The sequence below is a fragment of the Massilia sp. UBA6681 genome, from assembly GCF_002454935.1.
Taxonomy (GTDB): domain Bacteria; phylum Pseudomonadota; class Gammaproteobacteria; order Burkholderiales; family Burkholderiaceae_D; genus Telluria; species Telluria varians.
Genome location: NZ_DKJX01000015.1, coordinates 20,890 through 44,907, shown reverse-complemented (window position 1 = coordinate 44,907; position 24,018 = coordinate 20,890). Strand labels below are relative to the sequence as shown.

Here is a 24,018-nt window from a genome sequence, read left to right as displayed (position 1 = left end):
ATCCCCTCATTCGGCCAGTTGCAGGCCGTTCTCTTCGCACCAGCGCCGCAGCGCGCTGCGGGTGGCTTCCGCATGAAAGCGTTCCCAGGCTTCGCCCGCGCCGCGCTGCTCCAGCAGGCGGGCGAAGCCTTCGGTGTTACGGTCGCGGAACATGTCGCGCACGGCCTCCTGCTCTTCGGCCAGGTGGGTGGCGGCAAAGCGCAGCACCAGCCCGTCTCCGATGCCGAGCGTGCCCGCGGGCGGTACGGAAACGTAGCGCGCGTCGTCGCCGGACGCCGAGGGCGTTGGCGCCTCCTCGTCCATGTACTCGTCGTTCAGGAGGTGGATCATGCCTGTTTCGCGCGACACCATGGCCGTGACCGACCCGCCGCCATCCTCGACCATCATGGCCGCTCCTTCGAGTTCATCCAGATTGACTGTTGACATGGCTAATCCTGTGCGAGTAATCGGAGGAAGCAGTATGAAGCGCCTGCGTGCGACGGGTGCGCACGGTTAGCGGCAAAGTGAGCTTTCGTGATTTTTCCCGCTTGGCAAGATGCTATGCTGGGTTCAACGGCCGGGCTCGGCCGTCGGCTCCCGGGAACTGATATGCGCAAACTCATCTTGATTGGAATCGCGGCGCTCGCCATCGTCCATCCGCTCCGGGCAGCACCGGCGGCCGGCAACAGCCCACCCTCGGCCAAACCGGCCGGCGTGGCGCAAGCGGTGACGGTGACGGTCGACACCGATTCCACCAAAGCCGTGCTCGACGCGGTCCTGAACCCTGCGCTCACCATGGCGGAAGCGCTGCGCATCGCCGCCTTGCCCGGCAACCAGGGGCTGATCCGGAAGGCCCGTTCCTATGGCCGGCCAGGCACGGACGAGCTGTTCGCGAAAGCGCTGGTGGCCGCGGCACAGCGCGACGACGCCGCGGAGGATCCCGGGAAGTTTCGCTTCGGGCCGGTACGCGAGCATGCTGCGCAGATCAGGACCACCCTGGCGAAGCTGGAGGATCCCGCTTCCAATCTGCTGGCACGCGTCAAGGCCAGGATTGCCGAGTTCACCCCGCCCAGCCTCAACGGACATGTGACAGGCTATCTGATCGTTGGCGGCACCTCGGGCGGCTTCGCCTTCGGCGGGCCGGAGTTTTTCCTCAACCTGGACAGGTTCCCGTCCGCGGCGCTCGCCGCCACGATCATGGAACATGAGCTGTTCCATGCGATCCAGGGCATTGCCCGGACATCGTCGCCGCCGGCAGATGCCGCCTGCCTGGCGAAGATCCCGCACAGCGAGGAGCTGTCGCGGCTATTCATGTCCCTCGAGATGGAAGGCAGTGCCAGCCTGGTTGGCGATGTTCCCGCCATCCCCGCAGGAACCGACGAGGAAAGTGACAAGGTGCGCAAACAGACGCTTCGCAGGATCGACCAGGTCGGCCAGAGCATCACGCTGCTGGAGCTGTCGACCCATGGGCTGAGGACCGGGGCGCAGGTCAGCTACGGCGACATCTATGCGCTGGGCTTCTATGGCGACGAGGTGCTCTATACCCTCGGTTACGTCATGGCCCGCGCCATCGCCGCCGAGGAAGGAAAGGGCGCGATTGCCGCATTGACCGGACGGCCCGGCGCGCTGTTCGTGCAGCGCTACCGCAAGCTGAAAGGCTACGGCAAATCGGAGGATGTTCCGGTGCTGTTTCCTGCAACATTGCAAGCTGCGGAACAGCTTGCGGCCTGTGCGGAGGGCGCGCGCTAGCCAAGCGCCCCTGTCGGCACGCGCTCCGCTCCGGTATCATGCGGGGATGAATGCTATTTCCTCCCAACCGTTTGTGATTGGTGTCGCTGGCGGCAGCGGCAGCGGCAAGTCAACGGTGACCCAACAAGTACTGGCCTCGTTCGGCGCCGAGATGGTGTCGGTGGTGATGCAGGACGACTACTACCGCGACCAGTCCGACCTTACCCCCGAAGTGCGCCGCAAGCAGAACTACGACCATCCGGACGCTTTCGACTGGCCCCTGCTGGTGGATCACGTCGGGGCCTTGCGCAATGGCCAAACGATCCAGATGCCGGTATACGATTTCACGGTCAGCAACCGTTCCGACAAGACGATTCCCGTCAAGCCGGCCCCGGTGATCGTGATCGAAGGCCTGTTCGCCCTGTATGACGCCGATTTGCGCGACATGATGTCGCTGAAGATCTTTGTCGACACCGCCGCCGACGTCCGCTTCATCCGCCGCATGCAGCGCGATGTCGCCGAACGCGGACGCTCGGTGGAGAGCATCGTCAACCAGTACCTGGAAACGGTACGCCCGATGCACAAGCAGTTCATCGAGCCGACCAAGCGCAATGCCGACGTCATCCTGCCGCACGGCGCGAATGGTCCGGCAGTCGATGTCATCACCACCAAGGTGGCGAGCGTCATCGGCCAGTTGAAGCGGCGTTCGACCGATCACTGACAGCCTGTTCCGTTGCATTTCGGACAGCCAAACGCTGCTCATCTGTAAAGACTGTAAGCAACTGTTTCAAAGTGCGCGAAGCCACGTAACAGTTGCTTTTTGGAATGCTAGGATCCTTTCAAAGCTGCTTTTGGCAGACCAAGAAAGGTAATCCATCACATGTTCCAGACCAGATCCCGCCTCGCCCTCGTCGGCGCCACCGCCCTGAGCGCCGCCGTCCTGTCCGCCTGTGGCGGCGGTGGCGGCAGCGATGCCTCGCCCAGTACTCCCGTCAGCACCCTCGGCACCCTGGCCGTGTCGATGACCGACGCCCCCGCCTGCGGCTTCGACGCCGTCAACGTCACCGTTTCCAAAGTGCGCGTACACCGCAGCGAAGGCGCGTCGGAGCTTGATACCGGCTGGACCGACATCACGGTGAACCCGGCGAAGAAGATCAATCTGCTAAACCTGAGCAACGGCGTGCTCGAAGCGCTCGGCCAGACCTCGCTCGAAGCAGGGCGCTACACCCAGCTGCGCCTGGTGCTGGACAGCAATGGCAACACCGTGGTGCCGACCGCCGGCAAGACCGAGCAGCCACTCGAGACGCCAAGCGGCATCCAGAGCGGCATCAAGCTGGTCGGGAATGTCGAGGTGACTGCCGGCCAGAAGACCGACGTCGTGCTCGACTTCGACGCCTGCAAGTCGGTGCTCACCCGCGGCAAGGGCAGCTATGCGCTCAAGCCCGTGGTGAAGGTGGTGCCGGCGACCCTGAACGGCATCTCCGGTGTCGTCAGCACCGCACTGCTGGGCCGCAGCGTGCAGGTCTCGGCGCAGCAGAACGGCCAGATCGTCAGCGCCACCACGCCGAACCCCAGCACCGGCGAATTCGTGCTCTCGCGTCTCGCGCCGGGCAACTACGACGTCGTCATCACCGCCAATGACAGCGCGGCCAGCGTGGTGGCGGGCGTGCCGGTGGCATCGACCAGCAGCACCACGGTGCTGAGCACCTCGGCAGCGCCGATCCTGCTGGCGCCGGGCGCTACCGGTTCGATCGGCGGCACCGTGACCACGACGCCGGCCAGTCTCGATGCGGCCTACGTGTCGGCCAAGCAGAGCTTCGCGGCCGGTCCGACCGTCACCATCAAGTACCAGGGCGCCGACCTGGCCAGCGGCGCCTACACGATCGCCAGCCTGCCGGTGACGGCGCCGCAGTTCGCGACCTATACCAGCACGCTGCCGCTGGCCTTCAGCGCCAGCACCGCGGCACCAAGCGGCAAGTACCGGGTGGAGGCGGCGGCCACCGGCTACGTGACGAAGTCGGTCGACAACGTCGACATCAGCGTGGCCAACCAGTCGAACGTTAACTTTGCACTGAGCCGCTAATACTCAACAGTGAAACGTGCGCCCCTCCGGACTTTGTTAAGATAGCAAGCCTGTCCAACACAACCGGAGGGGCCACATGAAAGATCTCATTCGCGATGCCGAAAGCCTGCTGTCCGCCAGTTCCTTCAGCGAGGGTGTCGACCGCCGCGTCTTCCTGAAAGCCGCCGCGGGCGGCGGATTCGCCGTCGCCGCGCTGCCGGTGGTGGCGCAGACCCAGATCCAGACCAGTACCGAGGGCCTGGACGCCGCCGACCACATCGTCGTCGTCAACGGCCAGGACGTGCCGGTCTACCGCGCCCAGCCCAAGGACCGCACCAACCTGCCGGTGGTGCTGGTCATCTCCGAGATCTTCGGCGTCCACGAGCACATCAAGGACGTGGTGCGCCGCTTCGCCAAGGCCGGCTACCTGGCCGTGGCCCCGGACCTGTTCGTGCGCCAGGGCGACGCCACCAAGACCCCGATGCCGGACCTGATGAAGAACATCATCGCCAAGGTCCCGGACGCCCAGGTCATGAGCGACCTCGACACCATCGTCAAGTGGACCAAGCAGCGCGGCGGGAACACCGCCAAGCTGGGCATCACCGGTTTCTGCTGGGGCGGCCGCATCACCTGGCTGTACGCCGCGCACAACCCGGACGTCAAGGCCGGCGTGGCCTGGTATGGCCGCCTGGTGGGCGAGACCAACCCGCTGCAGCCGAAGCACCCGATCGACATCGCCCAGAACCTGAAGGTGCCGGTGCTCGGCCTGTACGGCGCCAAGGACAACGGCATCCCGCTGGACTCCGTGGAGCGCATGCGCAAGGCGCTCGACGCCGGCAACAGCCGCTCGATGATCCACGTGTACCCGAACTCGGGCCACGCCTTCCACGCCGACTACCGCCCGAGCTTCAATGCGGCCGACGCCAAGGACGGCTGGGCCAAGGCGCTGGACTGGTTCTCGAAGCACGGCGTGGCCTGATCTTGCACGGGCGCGGACCGGGCAGGGTACAATGCCCGGTTTGCTGCTCTGCGCAAGACCAGAACTAGAGGCCTCAAATCGACCCCGTCCTATCTTCCATCCTGCTGGCGACCGTGATCGCCGGCGTCGCCAGCATCACCGGCGCTGCCGTGTTTTCGTTCGCGCTGCTGTCGAAGGTGGTCGAACGGATGGTCAGCCTGTCGGTCGGCATCATGCTGGCCACCTCGTTGCTGCACGCGCTGCCGGAAGCCTTCGAATCGGGCGCCGACCCACGCAGCCTGTTCGCCACACTGCTGGGCGGCCTGCTGGCTTTCTTCGTGCTGGAGAAGCTGGCGATCCTGCGCCACTCGCACCACCACGAGGGCGACGGCCACCACCACGCGCACGGCCATGACGCCCACCAGGCCGGCAAATCCGGCTGGATGATCCTGCTGGGCGACGCGATGCACAACTTCACCGACGGCATCCTGATCGCCGCGGCCTTCCTCGCCAACCCGGAACTGGGCATCGTCACCGCGCTGGCCATCGTCGCCCACGAGATCCCGCAGGAGATCGGCGACTTCATCGTGCTGCTCAACGCCGGCTTCTCGCGCCTGCGCGCCTATGTCTTCAATCTCCTGTGCAGCCTGATGGCGGTGGTGGGCGGCCTGCTCGGCTACTTCACGCTGGACCAGGCCAGCGGCCTGATTCCCTACGTGCTGGTGTTCGCGTCCTCTGGCTTCATCTACATCGCGGTGAGCGACCTGATGCCGCAGATGCAGCGCCGCGCCACCGTGCGCGAATCGGTGCCGCAGGTGGCCCTGATCGCGCTCGGCGTGGCGATCGTGGTGATGCTGAACCACGCTTATTAAGCGACATCTTCCTTTCTCCTGAAGCTCGCGACTCCCCGCAAGGGGAGTGCGCATGCACGCGTTCGCCTGTTGCGTTGCTAATGATAATGACTTATCATTACCGCAGAAATCAACAAAGGAAGCCTTGCCATGTCCACTTCGACCTTCCCCCGCACGCCGCTCGCGCTGGCGATCCTGTTTGCCTTCGGCGCCCCGCTGGCGCACGCGCAGACCGACAGCCGCCTGCAGGCCGATCCCGACACCGTCCCGACCGTGGTGGTCTCCGCCAGCGCCCTCGGCGTGGTGAGCGACGACATGATCACGCCGGTGACCTCGCTCGGCCGCGGTGAACTGGTGCGGGTGCGCGAGTCGACCCTGGGCGAGACCCTGGCCAACCAGCCGGGCATCAACTCGAGCCACTTCGGCGCCGGCGCCAGCCGCCCGGTCATCCGCGGCATGGACGGCCCGCGCGTGAAGATCCTGTCGGACGGCGCGGAAGTGCAGGACGCCTCCACCATCAGCCCCAACCACGCCGTCGGTTTCGAACCGGTCCTGGCCGAGCGCATCGAAGTGCTGCGCGGCCCGTCGGCGCTGGCCTATGGCGGCGGCGCGGTCGGCGGCGTAGTGAACATCCTGGACCGCAAGATCCCGACCCGGGTGCCGGAAAAGGGCGTCGAAGGCAGCGCCGAAGTACGCGCCAATTCGGTGGCGCGCGAGAAGACCGGCGCCTTCGAAGTCACCGGCGGCAGCGGCAACTTCGCCGTCCATGCCGAGGGCGTCAAGCGCGACGCCGGCGAATACCGCGTCGGCAAGGGCTGGGATGAAGGCAAGCGCGTCCCCGGCAGCTACAAGGACACCGAGAGCGGTACCGTCGGCCTGTCCTGGGTCGGCGAGCGCGGCTACCTGGGCGCGGCCTACACCAAGGAGCGCACCGAATACGGCATCCCCGGCCACAACCACGAATTCGAAAGCTGCCACCCGCACGGCGACCACCTGCACTGCGGCGGCCACGGCGACCACGATGACCACGCCGGCCATGACCACGATCACGAGCATGGCCACGAAGAGGTGCCGGTCGTGAAGCTGGACAGCGACCGCTGGGACCTGCGCGGCGAGTACCGCAACCCGTTGCCGGGCTTCGCCAAGGCGCGCCTGCGCGCCTCGCTCACCGACTACCGTCACGACGAGCTGGAAGAGGGCGTGGTCGCCACCAGCTTCATGAATAAAGCGCACGACGCCCGCGTCGAGCTGGAACACAATCCGGTCGCGGGCTGGCGCGGCGTCGTCGGCGCGCAGACCACGCGCCGCGATTTCCGTACCGAGGGCGACGAAGCCTATGTGCCGCCGACCGTCACGAAGAAGCACGCGGTGTTCGTCACCGAGGAATACAAGCTGGACAACTGGCGCTTCGAAGCCGGCGCCCGCCACGAGTGGCAGGACATCCGGGTCGACAGCGCAAGCCAGCGCGATACCGACGCACGCGGCACCTCGGTGGCGCTGGGCGCGGTCTGGAAGTTCCAGCCGCAGTACTCGCTGCGTGCCGGCATCGCCCGCAGCCACCGCCTGCCGACTTCGGAAGAACTGTATGCGGACGGCGTGCACCTGGCCACCGCGACCTACGAGATCGGCAACCAGAACCTGGGCAAGGAGACCTCGAACAACATCGACCTCACCCTGCGCAAGTTCGAAGGCAACACGACCTTCTCGCTGAGCGCCTTCCACAACCGCGTCGACAACTACATCTACGCGCATACCCTGGACAACCACGAAGGCTTCCAGCTGGTCGAGTACGCCCAGCGCGACGCCACCTTCACCGGCCTGGAAGGGGAGCTGCGCCACAAGTTCTCGAAGGTCGTGGAAGGCACGCTGTTCGGCGACTACGTGCGCGCCCGCTTCGATGGCGCCAGCGAAGGCAGCCGCAACATCCCGCGCATTCCGGCGCACCGCATCGGCGTGCGCCTGAATGCGGACTGGCAGGCCTGGCACGGCATGGCCGAGCTGGTCCGCGTCGGCAAGCAGGACAAGGTGGCGGAATTCGAAGGGACGACCGGCGGCTACAACATGCTCAATCTCGGCACCCACTACACCACGCGCATCGGCGGCGTGCCGGCCCAGCTCTACGCCCGCATCAACAACCTGACGAACGAGCTGGCCTTCAGCCATACCTCCTTCATCAAGGAAGCGGCGCCGCTGCCTGGTCGTAACATCACCGCCGGACTGCGCTTCATCTTCTGATGAAGACCCTGATACGGTTCGCCGACTACGCCGGCATGGCGGCGTCGGCCCTGTGCCTGGTGCACTGCCTGGCGATGCCGCTCCTGATCGCGGCATTTCCTCTGCTGGGCCTGGGCGGGGAGCACCATGCGCTGCACGATGCCTTGCTGCTGGGTGTGACGGTGCCGGTGCTGCTGGCGCTGGTGCCGGGCTACCTCAAGCACCGCGATCCGGTTGCCTTGTCACTGGGGCTGGTGGGGCTGGGCGCCTTCCTGCTGGCGGTGTTCGTCGTCGGGCCGCAATTGGGGGACATGGCGGAGACGGTGGCGGCGGTGCTGAGCAGCGTGCTGCTGTTGGGGGCGCACCTGCGCAACCACCGTTATTGCAAGGATTGCCGTTCAGCGTGAGCGGCAGGCGCTGCACAAGCCGTACAGCGTCAGCTCGTGCGACTCCAGCACGAAGCCCTCCGGCGTCAGCTTCTGCATGTCGCCCGGGCAGGCGTGCACCTCGTACACCTTGTCGCACGAGCGGCAATGGAAGTGGTGATGGTGGCCGTGCCCCGCAATCTCGTAGCGGTCGCCCCCGCCCGGCAGGGACACCGTGGTGATCTCGCCCGCTTCCAGCATCGACTTGATGTTGCGGTAGATGGTCGCCATGCCGATGCCGGGCACCACGGCCTGGGCCTGCTCGAGGATTTCCTGCGGCGCCAGCGGACGCCCGGCGTCTTCCATGCACTGGTGGATCGCCTTGCGCTGGCGCGTATTGCGTTGTTCCATGGCGGGTTATTTCTTCGCGCGCAGCGATTCGAGTTCGGCGCGCAGGGCGCTGCGCTCGGCGTAGGACTTGTCCAGCTGCGCGCGCAGGGTCTTCACTTCGTTCTCGAAGTTGTCGCGTGCGGTGGTGGCGCCCACCAGTTCCATTTCGGCGGCCAGGCGCGCATCGGATTCGCTTGCCTGGGCCGCGACGTTGCGCTCGAGCTGGGCGCGCAGGTCGGCCAGTTGCCGGTCCTTGCCGTCGATCGCCAACTGGTCCTTGGCCTTGCTCACCAGCGCCTCGGTGGCGACCTGGCGCGCGTCGCGCAGTTCCGCCGTCAGGCGCTCGATCTCGGCCTGGTGTTCGCTGGAGGCAGCCAGTGCCTGGTCGCGTGCGGCTTCGAGCTCGGCCCCGGTCTCGCGCAGGGCGGCCGCATCGGCTTCGAGGGCGGCCAGCGCGTCGCGCACCGGCGCGGCGGTCTGCTCGGCCACCTGCTGCACCCAGCCGCTCAGGGCGGCGGCAACGGCTTCGGGAATCTCCAGCGCCGGGGCGCCTGCGTTCATCTTGTCTTCGTTCGACATTGCTGCGTGATCTTTCGTTGCTGCTTTTTTCATCAGGATGGCTCCCGCTCAAGCGTCGCCTTTGGCAACAGGGCGGCCGGTATCGTTCTTGCCGTCGCCCACCCATTCGCTCCACGACCCCGGATACAGCGCCGCCCCCGGCATGCCGGCGACTTCCAGCGCCAGCAGGTTGTGGCAGGCGGTGACGCCCGAGCCGCACTGCATGATGGCCCGTGCCGGATCGTCGACCAGCGGCGCGAATTCGTCCCGCAGGGTGGCCGCATCCTTGAAGCGGCCGTCCGCCTGCAGGTTGTCCTTGAAGAAGCGGTTGCGGGCGCCCGGGATATGGCCGCCGATCGGGTCGATGGTTTCGTTCTCGCCGCGGAAGCGGTCGGAGGCGCGTGCATCGATGACGATGCGTTCGCCCTTGTCCACGTTCTCCATGACTTCCGCGACGGTCACGGTCGGCACGAAGGGCGCGCGGACCGTAAGGCTGCCGCGCGGCTTCGATGCAGCGTCGGTGACAAGCGGCTTGCCGATCGCCTGCCAGGCCGCCATGCCGCCGTCCAGCACCGCCACCGCCTCGTGGCCGAGCCAGCGCATCAGCCACCACAGGCGCGCGGCGAACATGCCGCCGTGGGCGTCGTAGGCCACGACCTGGGAGTCGTCGTCGACGCCCCAGCCGCGCAGGGTTTCAAGCAGTGCTTCTTTTTCCGGCAAGGGGTGGCGGCCGCGGAACACGCCGTCCGGGCCGTGCTTGGCGCCCGACAGCTGGGTTTCGATGTCGCCGAAGACCGCGCCCGGCAAGTGGCCGGCGGCATAGCCTTCGCGGCCAGCCGCCAGGTTCATCAGGTCGTGGCGACAATCGACCACCACCCAGTCGGGATTGTCGATGTGCGCGGCCAGGTCTTGCGCCGAAATCAGTGTCGTATACATGTCGCTCCTCAAGTCTCGCTGGCGATCGGATCGGTGTCCTTGACCACGGCGCCCTTGGCCGTGCTGCGTGTATTGTAGAACGTCGCGGCGATGCCCGATGCAAGGATCACGGCGATGCCCAGCCAGACGTGCCAGTCGAAGCTGTCGTTCCACAGGGCCAGGCCCCACAGGCTGGAAAACACGATGCCCGTGTACTGCAGGTTGGCCACCACCAGCACCTTGCCGACGCGGTAGGCGCGCGTCATCGCGATCTGGGCCAGCAGGCCGAAGATGCCGACCGCCAGCAGCAGGGCGCCGCTATACAGGGTATGGCTCTGGAATACGGCGCCCGGGCCGGCCCCGCTGTCGCCCGCCAGCGTGCCGAACAGGCCGGCAATGGTGGTGCTGAGCGAGAAGTAGAACACCACGCGGTACTCGGGTTCGCCCATCTGGCCGAGTCTGCGCACCTGCATGTAGGCCGCCGCCGAGATCAGCGACGAGGCGATGCCTGCCAGGCCGCCTATCCACTGGTTGGTTTCGATCGCCGGCTGCAGCACCAGGGTCACGCCGAAGAAGCTCATGGCGATCGCCAGCACCAGCGGCCATTCGGGCAGCTTGGTGCCGCTCCACCAGCCGTGGGCGAACATCCAGGCCGCGATCCAGATCGGCGCCATGTAGTTGAGCGTGACCGCGGTGGCCAGCGGCAGGCGCGAAATGGCGAAGAACCACAGCCATAGCGAGACGACGCCGACGACGCTGCGCCAGACGTGGGCTGCCACAAAAGGAGTCTTGAAGGTGCCGCCCTGGTAGCGCACCGCCACCAGCAGCACCAGCGTGCCGATGAGGCCGCGGTACATCAGGAGTTCGGAGGTGGAGTAGAACTCGGAGGCCAGCTTCACGCCCGCGCCCATGGCGGCGAACGCGAAGCTGGCGAACAGCATCCAGAGTGAAGCCATTACATTACCGGTAATTACAGCTCAAGTTTGCTTCGGTACCACTCGTGGAAGTGCTGCATCCCGTCTTCCATCGGCGACTGGTAAGGGCCGACTTCGTTGACGCCGCGCTCGAGAAGGATCTTGCGGCCGGCATCCATGCGCAGCGCGATCTCGTCGTCCTCGACCGCGGTTTCCATGTAGGCGGCGCGCTCGGCCTCGACGAATTCGCGCTCGAACAGCACGAACTCTTCCGGGTAGTAGAACTCGACCACGTTGCGGGTCTTCTGCGGGCCGATCGGCCACAGGGTCGATACCACCAGCACGTTCGGATACCACTCGACCATGATGTTCGGGTACAGGGTCAGCCAGATGGCGCCGTACTTCGGCGGCTGGCCGTTGTTGAACTTCAGGACCTGTTCCTGCCACTTCTTGTAGGCCGGCGAACCCGCCTTCTGCAGCGCGCGGTTCACGCCCACGGTCTGGACGCTGTAGTCGCGGCCGAATTCCCACTTCAGGTCGTCGCACGAGACGAAGTTGCCCAGGCCCGGGTGGAAGGGCTCGACGTGGTAATCCTCCAGGTAGACCTCGATGAAGGTCTTCCAGTTGTAGTCGCACTCGTGGATTTCGACGTGGTCGAACATGTAGCCGCTGAAGTCGAGGTCCTTGGTGACCTCCATGTTCTTCAGCTTCTCCATGACGTCGTAGCCGTTCTGTTCGAACAGCAGGCCGTTCCAGTTCTGCAGCGGCGTCTTCGACAGGTTCAGGCAGGGCGTCTCCGGGAAGTGCGGAGCGCCGATCAGCTGGCCTTTCAGGTCGTAGGTCCAACGGTGCAGCGGGCAGACGATGGTGTTCGCATTGCCGCGGCCATTGAACATCAGCGCCTGGCGGTGACGGCAGACGTTGGACAGCACTTCGATGCCGCCCGCGTTGCGGACCAGCATGCGGCCTTCGTTTTCGGATGCAAGTGTCGCGAAATCGCCTACCTCAGGCACCATCAATTCGTGGCCGACGTAGCGTGGGCCCTTGTGAAACAGCTGCTGCAGCTCGCGCTGCATCAGCGCATCGTCAAAGTAGACGTTTACCGGAAGCTGAGCACACGAGCGCGCCAGCTTGGCGTGGGTAGCCAGATCGGACATCCCAACCCCCCTTTAATTTAACAGTACCAAAGAAGAGAAAGAATCCAAAGACCAGTATCTTGGAATGAGGATTACGGTATTTCGGACAGAACCGAAGATTATACCTCGGAAACAAGCTCAGGGGTCAGGGCCCATCGCGTGCGAGAGACGAAACCGCGCAAATAAGTGGTTGAATAATCACGGGTTTCATTGGGAGCAGGCGCAATCGCAGCAGAAGATTCAATTACAGCAAGTTGCGTTCGATGCAATGTGCGCCCCTTGAGGGGAAGGATTGGACTAAAATACGCGATTGGACTGTCCCATGGCGCACCCTTGCGCCGTCCCCTATTACATAGCTATGGCAAATATGACAAACGGCGCGCCGCCGGAATCCTTCGAGGGCGCGATGGCCGAGCTGGCCCAGCTCGTGTCGCAGATGGAATCCGGCCAGCTTCCGCTCGAAGCCTCGGTGGCCGCCTATGCGCGCGGTTCCGAGCTGGTGAAGTATTGCGCTGCCCAGCTGGAAAAGGTCGAGTCCCAGGTCAAGGTGCTCGAAGGCGACATGCTCAAGCCCTTCTCGGCCGAAGGCGAGGGCGAGCAATGACGCAGCCATTCCAGGACTGGATGCAGCAGGTGCAGCAGGACGTCGAGCATGCGCTCGAGACCTTCCTGCCGCCCGCCACCACCATCCCGCACAAGCTCCACGAAGCGATGCGCTACACCACGCTCGGCGGCGGCAAGCGCATCCGTCCGCTGCTGGCCTACGGCAGCGGCGCCCTGTTCGGCGGCGACGCCGAAGCCCTGGCGCATGTGGCCGCTGCCGTCGAGATGATCCACGTGTACTCGCTGGTGCACGACGACATGCCCTGCATGGACGACGACGACCTGCGCCGCGGCAAGCCGACCGTGCACGTCGCCTATGACGAAGCGACCGCGCTGCTGGTCGGCGACGCGCTGCAGGCCCAGGCTTTCGAGACCCTGGCCGGCATCGCTACCGTGCCGCCCGCGCGCCAGGTCACCATGCTGCGCCTGCTGGCCGAAGCGGCGGGCTCGAGCGGCATGTGCGGCGGCCAGGCAATCGACCTTGACAGCGTCGGCCTGGCGCTTCAGCGCGAGGAACTGGAGCGCATGCACCAGCTCAAAACCGGAGCGATGCTGCGCGTTTCGGTGATCCTGGGTGCGCTTGCCGGCCGTGATTTGTCGCCCACCGAACTGGAAGCATTGAACGCCTATTCGAAGGCGATCGGCCTGGCTTTCCAGGTGGTGGACGACGTGCTGGATGCGACGGCCGACTCGGCCACGCTGGGCAAGACCGCGGGCAAGGACGCGGCCGACAACAAGCCGACCTATGTGTCGATCCTTGGGCTGGACCAATCGAAGGAACTGGCCGAGCAATTGCGGCGTGAAGCGCACGATGCGCTGGCGCCATTCGGAGAACAAGCACTGCGGCTGCGCGAACTCGCGGACCTCATCGTGCGGCGGAAGGCATAAATGAACCTGCTAGAGACCATCAACGACCCCGCGGACCTGCGCAAGCTGCCGCGCACGCAACTGACCCCGCTCGCCACCGAGCTGCGCCAGTTCCTGCTCGACTCGGTGTCGAAGACCGGCGGCCACCTGTCCTCGAACCTGGGCACGGTGGAACTGACCATCGCGCTGCACTACGTCTACAACACCCCGCACGACCGCATCGTGTGGGACGTGGGCCACCAGACCTATTCGCACAAGATCCTCACCGGCCGCCGCGGCCGCATGCCGAGCCTGCGCCAGCTGAACGGCCTGTCGGGCTTCCCGAAGCGCGACGAAAGCGTCTACGACACCTTCGGCACCGCGCACTCGTCAACCTCGATCTCGGCGGCCCTGGGCATGGCCCAGGCGGCCAAGCTGAAAGGCGAAGACCGCCACGCGATCGCCGTGATCGGCGACGGCTCCATGACCGCCGGCATGGCCTTCGAGGCCCTGAACAACGCGGGCGTCGAAGAAGACTGCAACCTGCTGGTGGTCCTGAACGACAACGACATGTCGATCTCGCCGCCGGTGGGCGCGCTCAACCGCTACCTGGCGCGCCTGATGAGCGGCCAGTTCTACGCCGCCGCCAAGAATGTTGGCAAAAGCGTGCTGCCGGGCCCGGTGCTGGACCTCGCGCGCAAGCTCGAGGAACACGCCAAGGGCATGGTGGTCCCGGCCACCATGTTCGAGGAGTTCGGCTTCAACTACATCGGCCCGATCGACGGCCATGACCTGGATTCCCTGATCCCGACCCTGGAGAACATCAAGAAGCTCAAGGGTCCGCAGTTCCTGCACGTGGTGACGAAAAAAGGGCAGGGCTACAAGCTGGCCGAGGCCGAGCCGATCCTGTACCACGGCACCGGCAAGTTCAACCCGACCGAAGGCATCAAGCCGGCCACCGCGCCGAGCAAGATCACCTACACCGAAGTGTTCGGCAACTGGCTGTGCGACATGGCGGCCGTCGACAAGCGCCTGGTCGGCATCACGCCGGCGATGCGCGAAGGCTCGGGCATGGTGCGCTTCCACCAGCAGTACCCGGAGCGTTACTTCGACGTCGGCATCGCCGAGCAGCATTCGGTGACTTTCGGGGCCGGCATGGCCACCGAAGGCATGAAGCCGGTCGTGGCGATCTATTCGACCTTCCTGCAGCGCGGCTACGACCAGCTGATCCATGACGTGGCCCTGCAGAACCTGGACGTGACCTTCGCGCTCGACCGCGCAGGCCTGGTCGGCGCCGACGGCGCCACCCACGCCGGCAACTACGACCTGGCCTACCTGCGCTGCATCCCGAACATGGTCGTCATGGCCGCGTCGGACGAGAACGAATGCCGCCAGATGCTGACCACCGCCTACCACTACCCGGGTCCGGCGGCGGTGCGCTATCCGCGCGGCGCCGGCGTCGGCGCGGCGATCCAGGAAGAATTGACGTCGATCGAGATTGGCAAGGGGGTAGTAGCCCGCGAAGGCAAGGGCATCGCCATCCTGGCCTTCGGTTCGATGGTGGCCCCGAGCATCGCGGCCGGCGAAGAGCTGAACGCCACGGTGGCCAACATGCGCTTCGTCAAGCCGCTCGACGTGGAACTGGTCAAGCGCCTGGCGAAGGAGCACGACTACCTGGTGACGGTGGAAGAGGGCTGCGTGATGGGCGGCGCAGGCAGCGCGGTGATGGAAGCGCTGGCGGCGGAAGGGATTGCCAAGCCGGTGCTCAATCTCGGCTTGCCGGACAAGTTCATCGACCAGGGGGATCCGGCGGCGCTGCTGGCGTCGGTGGGGCTGGATGCCAAGGGGATTGCTGCTTCGATTCGTGCGAGGTTTGCCGTGGGTGAGCCGCGGCTGGTGGTGAATAACACCTGATCGGTGTGCTTGCGAAAATTGGATCCCGGCCTGCGCCGGGATGACGGTTTTAAAGCTAACGGTTAAAGCACACGTTACCTATGACGTTGAGTTAGCCTAAAGACCGTCGTTCCGGCGAAGGCCGGAACCCAATTTTCCATCCGAAGTCTTATACAGCAGCCTTACCCCGGCTGCCCAAACAAGGCCTCCGCCCTCTGGAACAAAATCCATGAGGTCGCAATATACTTGTCCCCGCTCCGCGACACATGCCCCTTGTGGGTATGCGTAAACCCCGCCGGCGCAATGATCAAGCGCCCCTTGCGCGCCTCGACCTTGCGCCCCTGGTACAGGAACTCCGTCTCGCCGCCATCGGCCACGTCGTTCAGGTAGAACTGCCACAGCAGCACCCGGTGCAGGGTCTCGCAGCTGGCGTTCTGCGGATAGATCTCGGAATGCCAGTGGTGGTAGCCCCCGGTCCCCTCCAGGTACTTCTGCAGGTTGACGTTCCCGACCCGGTAGATCGACTGCATCAGCGCCACCACGTTCGGCGTGCCGAACTCGTCGAAATTACCAAGTGACAGCGTCACCGGCTCGCCCGTCTGTGGATGCGCCACCTGCGGCGACAGCGCGCCGATCAGGAGCATGCGGTACTTGTCCATGTACTGCGCCAGGTGGCGCGCCATGGTCTGGGTGAGCAGGGCGCCGACGTCGTCCCACTCCGCATGCCCGTTGATGGTCAGGTCGTAGCTGTCCTTCTTGCTGACGTCCACGCCGTTGCCGGTGCGGCCGCGCGCGACCTTGCCGCTGGCGTCGAAGCGCGCGCGGATCGCGTCGCACTGCTCGGCGGTGAGGGCATTGTCGTAGATGCCGATGAAGTCTTCCATACGCCGGTTTCCTGCCTCAACCGCGCTTGCGCTCGTGCTGCCACAGCACGTCGCTGCCGCCGGCGAAGCGGTTCAGCACGCGCGCCAGCACGAACATCAGGTCCGACAGGCGGTTCACGTACTGGCGCGGATGCGGGCGGATCTGCTCGGCATGCGACAGCGCCACGATGCTGCGCTCGGCGCGGCGGCACACGGTGCGGCACACGTGGGCGAGGGAAGCAGCGCGCGAGCCGGCCGGCAGGATGAATTCCTTCAGCACCGGCAGGTCGGCGTTGTACTTCTCGAGCAGGCCGTCCAGGCGCGCCACGTGCTCGTCCTTGATCATCTCGTAGCCCGGGATGCACAGCTCGCCGCCCAGGTCGAACAGGTCGTGCTGGATCGAGATGAGTTCCTCGCGCAGGTCGCCCGGCATCTCTTCGCACAACAGCAGGCCCACGAAGGAGTTGAGCTCGTCCACTTCGCCGAGCGAATGGATGCGCGCGCTGTCCTTGCCGGTGCGGCTGCCGTCGCCCAGGCCGGTAGTGCCGTCGTCGCCCGTGCGGGTGGCGATTTTGGAAAGTCGATTGCCCATGATGCAGCCTTATGCAATATAGTAAAAAAACGATAGGGCGAGCATACGATAAAACGCAGCGCTTGTGCCCGATTCTGCCTACAATTCAACCATGAGCGCCATACCATCCACTCTCGCCGGAAGGCGCGACCAGGTCGCGGCAAGCCTGCGTGCGCGCCTGCCTGACGGCTGCGTCCTGTCCGACCCCGAAGACACCCGTCCCTACGAATGCGACGGCCTGGCGGCCTATCGCCAGCTGCCGATGATCGTCACCCTGCCTACCAGCGAAGAGCAGGTGCTGGCGATCCTGAACACCTGCCGCGAGCTCGGCGTGCCGATCGTGCCGCGTGGCGCCGGCACCGGTCTCTCGGGCGGCGCGCTGCCGATCGCGGATGGCGTCGTGATCTCGACCGCGCGATTGAACCGCATCGTGCGGGTGGACCCGTACGCGCGCACCGCCGTGGTCCAGCCGGGCGTGCGCAACCTCGCCATTTCCGAAGCAGCCTTTCAACACGGCCTGTACTATGCGCCCGATCCCTCGTCGCAGATCGCCTGCACCATCGGCGGCAACGTGGCCGAGAACTCGGGCGGCGTGCACTGCCTGAAATACGGGCTGACGGTGCACAACGTGCTGCGCGTGCGCGTCGCCACCATCGAAGGCGAGATCATCGAACTCGGCAGCGAAGCGCTGGACGCGCCGGGCCTGGACCTGCTGGCCGTGTTCATCGGCTCGGAAGGCATGCTGGGCATCGTCACCGAGGTGACCGTAAAACTGGTGCCGAAACCTGCGGTGGCCCAGGTCGTCATGGCTTCGTTTGATGACGTCATCACCGCCGGCAATGCGGTGGCCAGTATCATCGCCGCCGGCATCATCCCGGCCGGGCTGGAGATGATGGACCGCACCTCGGTGCGCATGGTCGAGCCGTTCGTGCGTGCCGGTTACGATACCGATGCGGCCGCCATCCTGCTGTGCGAGGCCGACGGCACCGCACTGGAAGTGGCGGAAGAAATCGAACGCATGAAGGCGGTCTTCGAAGGCGCCGGCGCCACGGCGATTGCCGTCTCGCAGAGCGAGGCCGAGCGCATGCGTTTCTGGTCCGGCCGCAAGAACGCCTTCCCTGCGGCAGGGCGCATCTCGCCGGATTACTACTGCATGGACGGGACCATCCCGCGCAAGCAGCTGGCGCGCGTATTGAAGGGCATCGAGGAGATGGAAACGAGCTTCGGCCTGCGCTGCTCGAACGTCTTCCATGCGGGCGACGGCAACATGCATCCGCTGATCCTGTTCGATGCGAACCAGCCGGGCGAATTCGATCGCGCCGAGGCCTTCGGGGCGGCGATCCTGGCGCTGTGCGTCGAGGTGGGCGGCACCATCACCGGCGAACACGGCGTGGGCATGGAGAAGATCAACTCGATGTGCGTGCAGTTCGGCCGCAAGGAGCTCGACGCCTTCTTCGAGGTCAAGCGCGCCTTCGACGCGCCCATGCTGCTCAATCCGGACAAGGCCATCCCGACCCCGCACCGCTGCGCCGAATTCGGCAAGATGCACGTGCATGGCGGCGAGCTGCCGTTTCCCGACCTCCCGCGTTTTTAACACATGCAATCGATCGAACAATTCCAGCAACGGGTGCGCGCCGCCGCAGCCGACAAGACGCCCCTGCGCATCCGCGGCGGCGGCAGCAAGGACTGGTACGGCCAGCGCCTGGAGGGCGAGATCCTCGACACGCGCGGCTATGCCGGGGTCAATGACTATGAGCCGACCGAACTGGTGATCACGGCCCGCTGCGGCACGCCGCTTGCCGAGATCGAAGCGGTACTGGCCGACCGCAACCAGATGCTGGCCTTCGAGCCGCCGCACTTCGGCGAGGGGGCCACCCTGGGCGGCGCCATCGCCGCCGGCCTGGCCGGCCCGCGCCGCGCTGCCAGCGGCGGCGTGCGCGACTTCGTGCTGGGGGCCAAGCTGCTGGACGGGAAGGGCGATGTGCTCACTTTCGGCGGCCAGGTGATGAAGAACGTGGCCGGCTACGACGTCTCGCGCATGCTGGCCGGTTCGCTCGGCACCCTCGGCCTGCTGCTGGAAGTGTCGGTCAAGGTCTTGCCGAAGCCCTTTGCCGAGACCACGCTGTGCCTGGAGTTGCCGGAGGGCGAGGCCATCCGCAAGCTGAACGAATGGGGCGGCCAGCCGCTCCCGCTGTCCGCCAGTTGCTGGCACAACGGCAGCTTGTGGCTGCGCCTGTCGGGCGCCCAGGCCGCGGTGGATGCGGCCGTGCGCCTGATCGGCGGCGAGACCATGCCCAACCCGGCGTGCTTCTGGGAAGAGCTGCGCGAACAGCGCTTGCCCTTCTTCGGCGGCGAGGAGGCATTGTGGCGCCTGTCGCTGCCCTCCACGACCGATACGCTCAAGCTCGGCGGCGTGCAGCTGATCGAGTGGGGCGGCGCCCAGCGCTGGCTGCGCAGCGACATGGATGCCGCCAGCATCCGCCGGAGCGTCTCCGCCGTCGGCGGCCACGCGACCCTGTTCCGTGGCGGCGACAAATCCGTGGGCGTGTTCCAGCCCTTGCAGCCGGCGGTCGCGCGCATCCACGAACGCCTGAAGAATTCCTTCGATCCGGCGCACATCTTCAATCCGGGACGACTGTACTGATATGCAAACCAACCTGGCCGATTTCATCAAGGACACCGCGGACGGCAAGGAAGCGGAAAGCATCCTGCGCGCTTGCGTGCACTGCGGCTTCTGCACCGCCACCTGCCCGACCTACCAGCTGCTGGGCGACGAGCTCGACGGCCCGCGCGGCCGCATCTACCTGATCAAGCAGGTGCTGGAAGGCGCGGAGCCGACCCGCAAGACCCAGCTGCACCTGGACCGCTGCCTCACCTGCCGCAACTGCGAAACCACCTGTCCGTCGGGCGTCAAGTATGGCCGCCTGGTGGATATCGGCCGCCGCGTGGTCGAGGAACGCGTGCCGCGCCCCCTGAAGGACCGTGTCAAGCGCAGCACGCTCAAGGAGTTCCTGCCCCGTAGCGCACTGTTCAAGCCGGCCTTCAGGGCAGGGCAGCTGGCCCGTCCGGTGCTCGCCAAAGGGCTGCAGGACAAGCTGCAGCCGGCGCGCAGCGCCGGCGCCTGGCCTGCCCGGACCCATGCGCGCAAGATGCTGGTGCTGGAGGGCTGCGTGCAGCCGGCGATGGCGCCCAACATCAACGCCGCCACCGCGCGCGTGCTCGACGCCTTCGGCGTGCAGCTGATCACAGCGCCGAAGGCCGGCTGCTGCGGCGCCGTGCGTTACCATTTGAACGACCAGGCGGCCGGCCTGGAGGACATGCGCCGCAACATCGACGCCTGGTGGCCTTGGGTGGAGCGGGGCGAGATCGAGGCGATCGTCATGACCGCTTCCGGCTGCGGCGTCACCGTCAAGGAATACGGCCACCTGCTGGCGCACGACGAGGCCTATGCGGCCAAGGCCGGGCGCATTTCGATGCTCACACGCGACCTGTCCGAAATCCTGCCGGAGTTCGAGGAGCAGATCGCCGCGAAGCTGCAAGGGAAGATCGCCAAGCGCGTCGCCTATCACCCGCCCTGCACGCTGCAGCACGGCCAGCAGATCCGCGGCAAGGTCGAGGGCGTGCTGCGCGCCGCCGGCGTCGACGTCACGCTGTGCGCCGATAGCCACCTGTGCTGCGGCTCGGCCGGCACCTATTCGGTGCTGCATCCCGAGATCGCGCACGAACTGCGGGACCGCAAGCTGGCCAATCTGCAGGCCTGCAAACCGGACGAAATCGTGTCCGCCAACATCGGCTGCATGACCCACCTGCAGTCAGGGACGCAGACGCCGGTCACGCACTGGATCGAGCTGATCGACCGGGCGCTGGACTGATTCGCGGGCGGCACGGCACGCGCCGTGTACCGGCCCCACCGTGCTAGGATCGCCTCGTTTTGCATGCAAAGGATCGATCTTGAGTTTCATTTTCCAACTTGTCCGTGAAGACGAAGGCCTGCCGCCCATGGTCGTCTTCGAGGACTCCACCACGCCCGGCCTCGTGCCGGTATGGGAGGAAGCCGGCATCTATGACGCGCTGTACAACAGCGACGGCAGACTGGCACGCGACGTATCGCGCGCCATTTCCTATGGCCTCGACCGCGTCACCGAAGACACCTCGCTCGCCCAGCTGATGCCGCCAGGCGTCTCGCAGGGGGAGGCCATCCGCTTCCTCGAAAACGTGAACCGCGCCTGCATCACCCACGGCGCCGCCTGGATCCGGACGCGTTGATTTGGTAGTCGAGTTACATCTTTTTGTCGTACTATGTGATGCTCAGCCGTAGTAGAGGTAGTTTTCCTACGGCGCATTACACGACAAGGAGACCCGATGCACTTCCACCGCTCATTTGCCACGGCCGCTGCCGTGGCAGCATCCTGCCTGCTGGCCCTGCCGGCCTGGGCCCAGAAACTGATCGCCAGCGCCGACTCCCCGGGCAAGGTCATCAGCGTGGAAGTGCAGGTCGACGGCATGGGCAAGCTGGCCTATGGCGTCAAGCGCAAGGGCAAGGAACTGATCGCTCCCTCGCGCCTGGGCTTCAACCTGGCCAATGCACACAAGCTCGACGGCGGCTTCAGCCTGCGCAAGCAAGCCGTGAGCGACCATGACAGCACCTGGGAACAGCCCTGGGGCGAGCGCCGCTTCGTGCGCAACCATTACCGCGAGCTGCGCGTCGATCTGGAGCAGAAGAATCGCGCCGGCCGCCAGTTGGCGGTGGTATTCCGCATCTACGACGACGGCGTCGGCTTCCGCTACGAATTCCCGGCCCAGCCGCAGCTGAAGGAAGCCGAGATCATCGACGAGCTGACCGAATTCACGGTGGCCCAGCCCGCCACCGCCTGGTGGATCCCGGCGGCCGAACTGCCGGGGCTCGAAGAAGAGATCCGCAAGGCGCCGCTCAAGGAAATCGGCATCGCCAATACGCCGCTCACCGTGCGCCTGATTGATGGCACCCACATCGCCTTCCACGAAGCGGCGCTGGTCGACTACGCCACCATGTGGCTGCGCAAGGTCGACGGCCAGAAGCTGCGCGCCATGCTGGCGCCGTCGCCGAGCGGCCCGGCGGTGGTGCGCAAGGGCGCCTTCACCACGCCATGGCGCACCATGCAGATCGCGGACAACGCGGCGGGACTGTACATGTCCGACCTGGTCCTGAACCTGAACGAACCGAACAAGCTCGGCGACGTGAGCTGGGTGAAGCCCTCGAAGTTCGTCGGCGTCTGGTGGCAGATGCACCTGCAGAGCGGCACCTGGAACGCCGGCCCGAAGCACGCGGCCACCACCGCCAACACGAAGAAGTACATCGACTTCGCCGCCCAGAACGGCTTCCGCGGCGTGCTGGTCGAAGGCTGGAACAAGGGCTGGGAGAGCGACTGGGGCCATGGCGGCGCCGACTTCAGCTTCACCCAGCCTTACCCCGACTTCGACCTGCCGGGCCTGGCCGCGTATGCCAAGTCGAAAGGCGTGCGCCTGATCGGCCACCACGAAACCGGCGCCAACATCGTCGCCTACGAAAAGCAGATGGATGCGGCGTACAAGCTGTATGCGAAGCTGGGCGTGGACAGCATCAAGTCGGGCTATGTGCACGAAGCCGGCAGCGCCCTGTTCACGGGCCGCGACGGCAAGCCGCGCTATGGCCACTACGATTCGCAGGAAGGCGTGAACCACTTCCTGAAGGCAGTGACCGAGGCGGCGAAATACAAGCTGTCGATCGACACCCATGAGCCGGTCAAGGACACCGGCCTGCGCCGCACCTACCCGAACTGGCTCACGCGCGAAGGCGCGCGCGGCGTCGAGTACAACGCCTGGGGCAATCCGCCGAACAGCGTCGACCACGAGGCCAAGCTGGTGTTCACCCGCATGCTGAGCGGCCCGATGGACTACACGCCGGGCGTGCTGAGCCTGGTGGGCGCGGACAACAAGGTCTTCAACTCGACCCAGGCCAAGCAGCTGGCGAATTTCGTCGTGATCTATTCGCCGATCCAGATGGCGGCCGACCTGCCGGAGAACTACGCCAAGTATCCGGCGGCCTTCAAGTTCATCAGGGACGTGCCGACCGACTGGGCCGACACCCGTGTGATCAACGGCGAAGTGGGTTCCTTTGCCACCATCGCGCGCAAGGACCGCGCGAGCGACGACTGGTATGTCGGCGCGGTGACCGACGGTGAAGCGCGTAGCTTGCCGCTGCCTCTCGATTTCCTCGACAAGGGCAAGCGTTATACCGCCGAGATCTACCGCGACGGCGACGCGGCCGACTACCGCAGCGAGCGCCGTTTCGACCTGGTGACGGAGACGAAGACCGTCACCGCGGCGGATACCCTGCAGCTGCGCCTCGCGCCCGGCGGCGGCCAGGCGATCCGCCTGACCCCACAGCCTTGATTTTCGTAGGGTGGGCGGGTCTCCCGCCCACGCGGTGATCATCTGCGGCAATATCATTTCGCACGAGAGCGAAGCCGATAGCTATCACCGCGTGGGCAAGAAACTTGCCCACCCTACAACTGCAATCCGCTATTGCGCCAGCAGCTTCTCGATGTCGCCGGCGATTTCGCTCGGCGCCGTCTGCGGCGCATAGCGTTTCACGACCTCGCCGTCGCGCCCGACCAGGAACTTGGTGAAGTTCCACTTGATCGCCTCCGTGCCCAGCACGCCCGGCTTCTCGCCCTTCAGGTGCTTGAACAGCGGGTGGGCGCCGTCGCCGTTGACGTCGACCTTGGCGAACATCGGAAAGCTCACGCCGTAGTTCTTCTCGCAGAAGGCGCCGATCTCGGCTTCCGTGCCCGGCTCCTGCTTGCCGAACTGGTTGCAGGGAAAGCCCATCACCACCAGCCCGCGCTCGCCGTACTGGCGGTGCAGCTCTTCCAGGCCCTTGTACTGCAGCGTGAAGCCGCAGGCACTGGCGGTGTTGACGACCAGGAGCATTTTGCCGCGGTAGGCGCTCAAGTCCATCGGCTTGCCGTCGAGCGTAGTGGCGCTGAAATCGAATACGTTCATGGTTGAGCCCTCGTCTGGAAAACCAGAAGTGTATGTCATGGCGGCGCAACACGTATGCATGCGCCGATCGCTCAAGTCCGTGCTTGTTATCTTTTGTTACAAACGATAAGAACTTGGCATGCGACAATCGCGCTCGCCTATATTGCAGA

The 24,018-nt window shown here is 65.6% G+C and carries 24 protein-coding genes; 15 read left to right on the top strand and 9 right to left on the bottom strand.

All coding sequences use genetic code 11. The features are described 5' to 3' along the window. Positions 1–6 precede the first annotated feature (6 nt). A complete protein-coding gene (locus B2R83_RS02275; RefSeq protein ID WP_292038089.1) occupies positions 7–426 on the bottom strand; it encodes a hypothetical protein in 420 nt (139 codons plus the stop codon). A 162-nt stretch (positions 427–588) separates the two neighbouring features. Here B2R83_RS02275 and B2R83_RS02270 point away from each other — a divergent pair, with 162 nt between their 5' ends. From B2R83_RS02270 to B2R83_RS02240, 7 genes are all read left to right on the top strand, one after another. Continuing rightward, positions 589–1,728 (top strand): DUF5700 domain-containing putative Zn-dependent protease, encoded by a 1,140-nt coding sequence (locus B2R83_RS02270; protein ID WP_292038088.1) that lies wholly within the window; start codon positions 589–591, stop codon positions 1,726–1,728. 46 nt (positions 1,729–1,774) lie between these two features. Continuing rightward, positions 1,775–2,428, top strand: coding sequence for a uridine kinase (gene udk / locus B2R83_RS02265; protein WP_292038086.1), 654 nt, complete (start codon positions 1,775–1,777; stop codon positions 2,426–2,428). A gap of 159 nt (positions 2,429–2,587) precedes the next feature. Continuing rightward, positions 2,588–3,790: a DUF4382 domain-containing protein gene (locus B2R83_RS02260; RefSeq protein ID WP_292038083.1), complete on the top strand. Its 1,203-nt coding sequence runs from the start codon at positions 2,588–2,590 to the stop codon at positions 3,788–3,790. Positions 3,791–3,866: 76 nt separating this feature from the next. Further along, positions 3,867–4,748: a dienelactone hydrolase family protein gene (locus tag B2R83_RS02255; protein WP_036210575.1), complete on the top strand. Its 882-nt coding sequence runs from the start codon at positions 3,867–3,869 to the stop codon at positions 4,746–4,748. 113 nt (positions 4,749–4,861) lie between these two features. After that, positions 4,862–5,599, top strand: coding sequence for a ZIP family metal transporter (locus B2R83_RS02250; protein ID WP_229445903.1), 738 nt, complete (start codon positions 4,862–4,864; stop codon positions 5,597–5,599). 129 nt (positions 5,600–5,728) lie between these two features. After that, a complete protein-coding gene (locus tag B2R83_RS02245) occupies positions 5,729–7,813 on the top strand; it encodes a TonB-dependent receptor domain-containing protein (protein ID WP_292038082.1) in 2,085 nt (694 codons plus the stop codon). After that, entirely contained in the window at positions 7,813–8,199 is a 387-nt protein-coding gene (locus tag B2R83_RS02240) for a MerC domain-containing protein (protein ID WP_292038080.1), read from the top strand. The genes B2R83_RS02245 and B2R83_RS02240 overlap by 1 nt, the downstream gene beginning before the upstream one ends. Here the strand turns inward: B2R83_RS02240 and B2R83_RS02235 are convergent. Genes B2R83_RS02235 through B2R83_RS02215 form a run of 5 tightly spaced genes read right to left on the bottom strand, consistent with a single transcriptional unit; the run spans position 8,191 to position 12,091 of the window. Then, entirely contained in the window at positions 8,191–8,568 is a 378-nt protein-coding gene (locus B2R83_RS02235; RefSeq protein WP_027865755.1) for a Fur family transcriptional regulator, read from the bottom strand. The two genes, B2R83_RS02240 and B2R83_RS02235, sit on opposite strands and share 9 nt — an antisense overlap. 6 nt (positions 8,569–8,574) lie before the next feature. Next, positions 8,575–9,159, bottom strand: coding sequence for a hypothetical protein (locus B2R83_RS02230; RefSeq protein ID WP_292038079.1), 585 nt, complete (start codon positions 9,157–9,159; stop codon positions 8,575–8,577). A gap of 15 nt (positions 9,160–9,174) precedes the next feature. Continuing rightward, positions 9,175–10,041, bottom strand: coding sequence for a sulfurtransferase (locus tag B2R83_RS02225; protein WP_292038078.1), 867 nt, complete (start codon positions 10,039–10,041; stop codon positions 9,175–9,177). An 8-nt stretch (positions 10,042–10,049) separates the two neighbouring features. After that, entirely contained in the window at positions 10,050–10,976 is a 927-nt protein-coding gene (locus tag B2R83_RS02220; protein WP_292038077.1) for a DMT family transporter, read from the bottom strand. Between the two features lie 14 nt (positions 10,977–10,990). Continuing rightward, a complete protein-coding gene (locus B2R83_RS02215; protein WP_292038076.1) occupies positions 10,991–12,091 on the bottom strand; it encodes an aromatic ring-hydroxylating oxygenase subunit alpha in 1,101 nt (366 codons plus the stop codon). 337 nt (positions 12,092–12,428) lie between these two features. On the opposite strand from B2R83_RS02215, the gene B2R83_RS02210 reads away from it, so the two are divergent. From B2R83_RS02210 to dxs, 3 genes are read left to right on the top strand one after another with little or no spacing between them, the layout of a single operon-like run. Beyond that, the gene (locus tag B2R83_RS02210) at positions 12,429–12,674 is read left to right on the top strand and encodes an exodeoxyribonuclease VII small subunit (protein ID WP_027865751.1); all 246 of its coding nucleotides are present in this window, start codon (positions 12,429–12,431) and stop codon (positions 12,672–12,674) included. Continuing rightward, on the top strand, positions 12,671–13,561 hold the full coding sequence (locus B2R83_RS02205) for a polyprenyl synthetase family protein (RefSeq protein WP_292038074.1): 891 nt from the start codon (positions 12,671–12,673) through the stop codon (positions 13,559–13,561). Before B2R83_RS02210 ends, B2R83_RS02205 begins: the two co-directional genes overlap by 4 nt. After that, complete coding sequence (dxs, locus tag B2R83_RS02200) at positions 13,562–15,433, top strand: 1-deoxy-D-xylulose-5-phosphate synthase (protein ID WP_292038072.1); 1,872 nt, start codon at positions 13,562–13,564, stop codon at positions 15,431–15,433. 161 nt (positions 15,434–15,594) lie between these two features. Here dxs and B2R83_RS02195 read toward each other — a convergent pair whose 3' ends face one another. Next, the gene (locus B2R83_RS02195; protein WP_292038071.1) at positions 15,595–16,296 is read right to left on the bottom strand and encodes a 2OG-Fe(II) oxygenase; all 702 of its coding nucleotides are present in this window, start codon (positions 16,294–16,296) and stop codon (positions 15,595–15,597) included. A 16-nt stretch (positions 16,297–16,312) separates the two neighbouring features. Beyond that, positions 16,313–16,867 carry a cob(I)yrinic acid a,c-diamide adenosyltransferase gene (locus tag B2R83_RS02190; protein ID WP_027865747.1) on the bottom strand — a complete coding sequence of 185 codons (555 nt, stop codon included), beginning with the start codon at positions 16,865–16,867 and terminating at the stop codon, positions 16,313–16,315. 91 nt (positions 16,868–16,958) lie between these two features. Here B2R83_RS02190 and B2R83_RS02185 point away from each other — a divergent pair, with 91 nt between their 5' ends. The 5 genes from B2R83_RS02185 (at position 16,959) to B2R83_RS02165 (ending at position 23,257) form a co-directional block, all read left to right on the top strand. Then, positions 16,959–18,440: an FAD-linked oxidase C-terminal domain-containing protein gene (locus B2R83_RS02185; RefSeq protein WP_292038070.1), complete on the top strand. Its 1,482-nt coding sequence runs from the start codon at positions 16,959–16,961 to the stop codon at positions 18,438–18,440. Positions 18,441–18,443: 3 nt separating this feature from the next. Further along, a complete protein-coding gene (gene glcE / locus B2R83_RS02180; RefSeq protein WP_292038069.1) occupies positions 18,444–19,490 on the top strand; it encodes a glycolate oxidase subunit GlcE in 1,047 nt (348 codons plus the stop codon). Position 19,491: 1 nt separating this feature from the next. Then, positions 19,492–20,718 (top strand): glycolate oxidase subunit GlcF, encoded by a 1,227-nt coding sequence (gene glcF / locus B2R83_RS02175; protein WP_292038068.1) that lies wholly within the window; start codon positions 19,492–19,494, stop codon positions 20,716–20,718. 79 nt (positions 20,719–20,797) lie between these two features. Further along, positions 20,798–21,112 carry a hypothetical protein gene (locus tag B2R83_RS02170; protein ID WP_292038066.1) on the top strand — a complete coding sequence of 105 codons (315 nt, stop codon included), beginning with the start codon at positions 20,798–20,800 and terminating at the stop codon, positions 21,110–21,112. 96 nt (positions 21,113–21,208) lie between these two features. Then, positions 21,209–23,257, top strand: coding sequence for a glycoside hydrolase family 97 protein (locus tag B2R83_RS02165; RefSeq protein ID WP_292038065.1), 2,049 nt, complete (start codon positions 21,209–21,211; stop codon positions 23,255–23,257). Positions 23,258–23,386: 129 nt separating this feature from the next. Here the strand turns inward: B2R83_RS02165 and B2R83_RS02160 are convergent, their stop codons facing one another. Then, positions 23,387–23,869 (bottom strand): glutathione peroxidase, encoded by a 483-nt coding sequence (locus tag B2R83_RS02160; RefSeq protein ID WP_292038064.1) that lies wholly within the window; start codon positions 23,867–23,869, stop codon positions 23,387–23,389. Between the last annotated feature and the right edge of the window lie 149 nt (positions 23,870–24,018).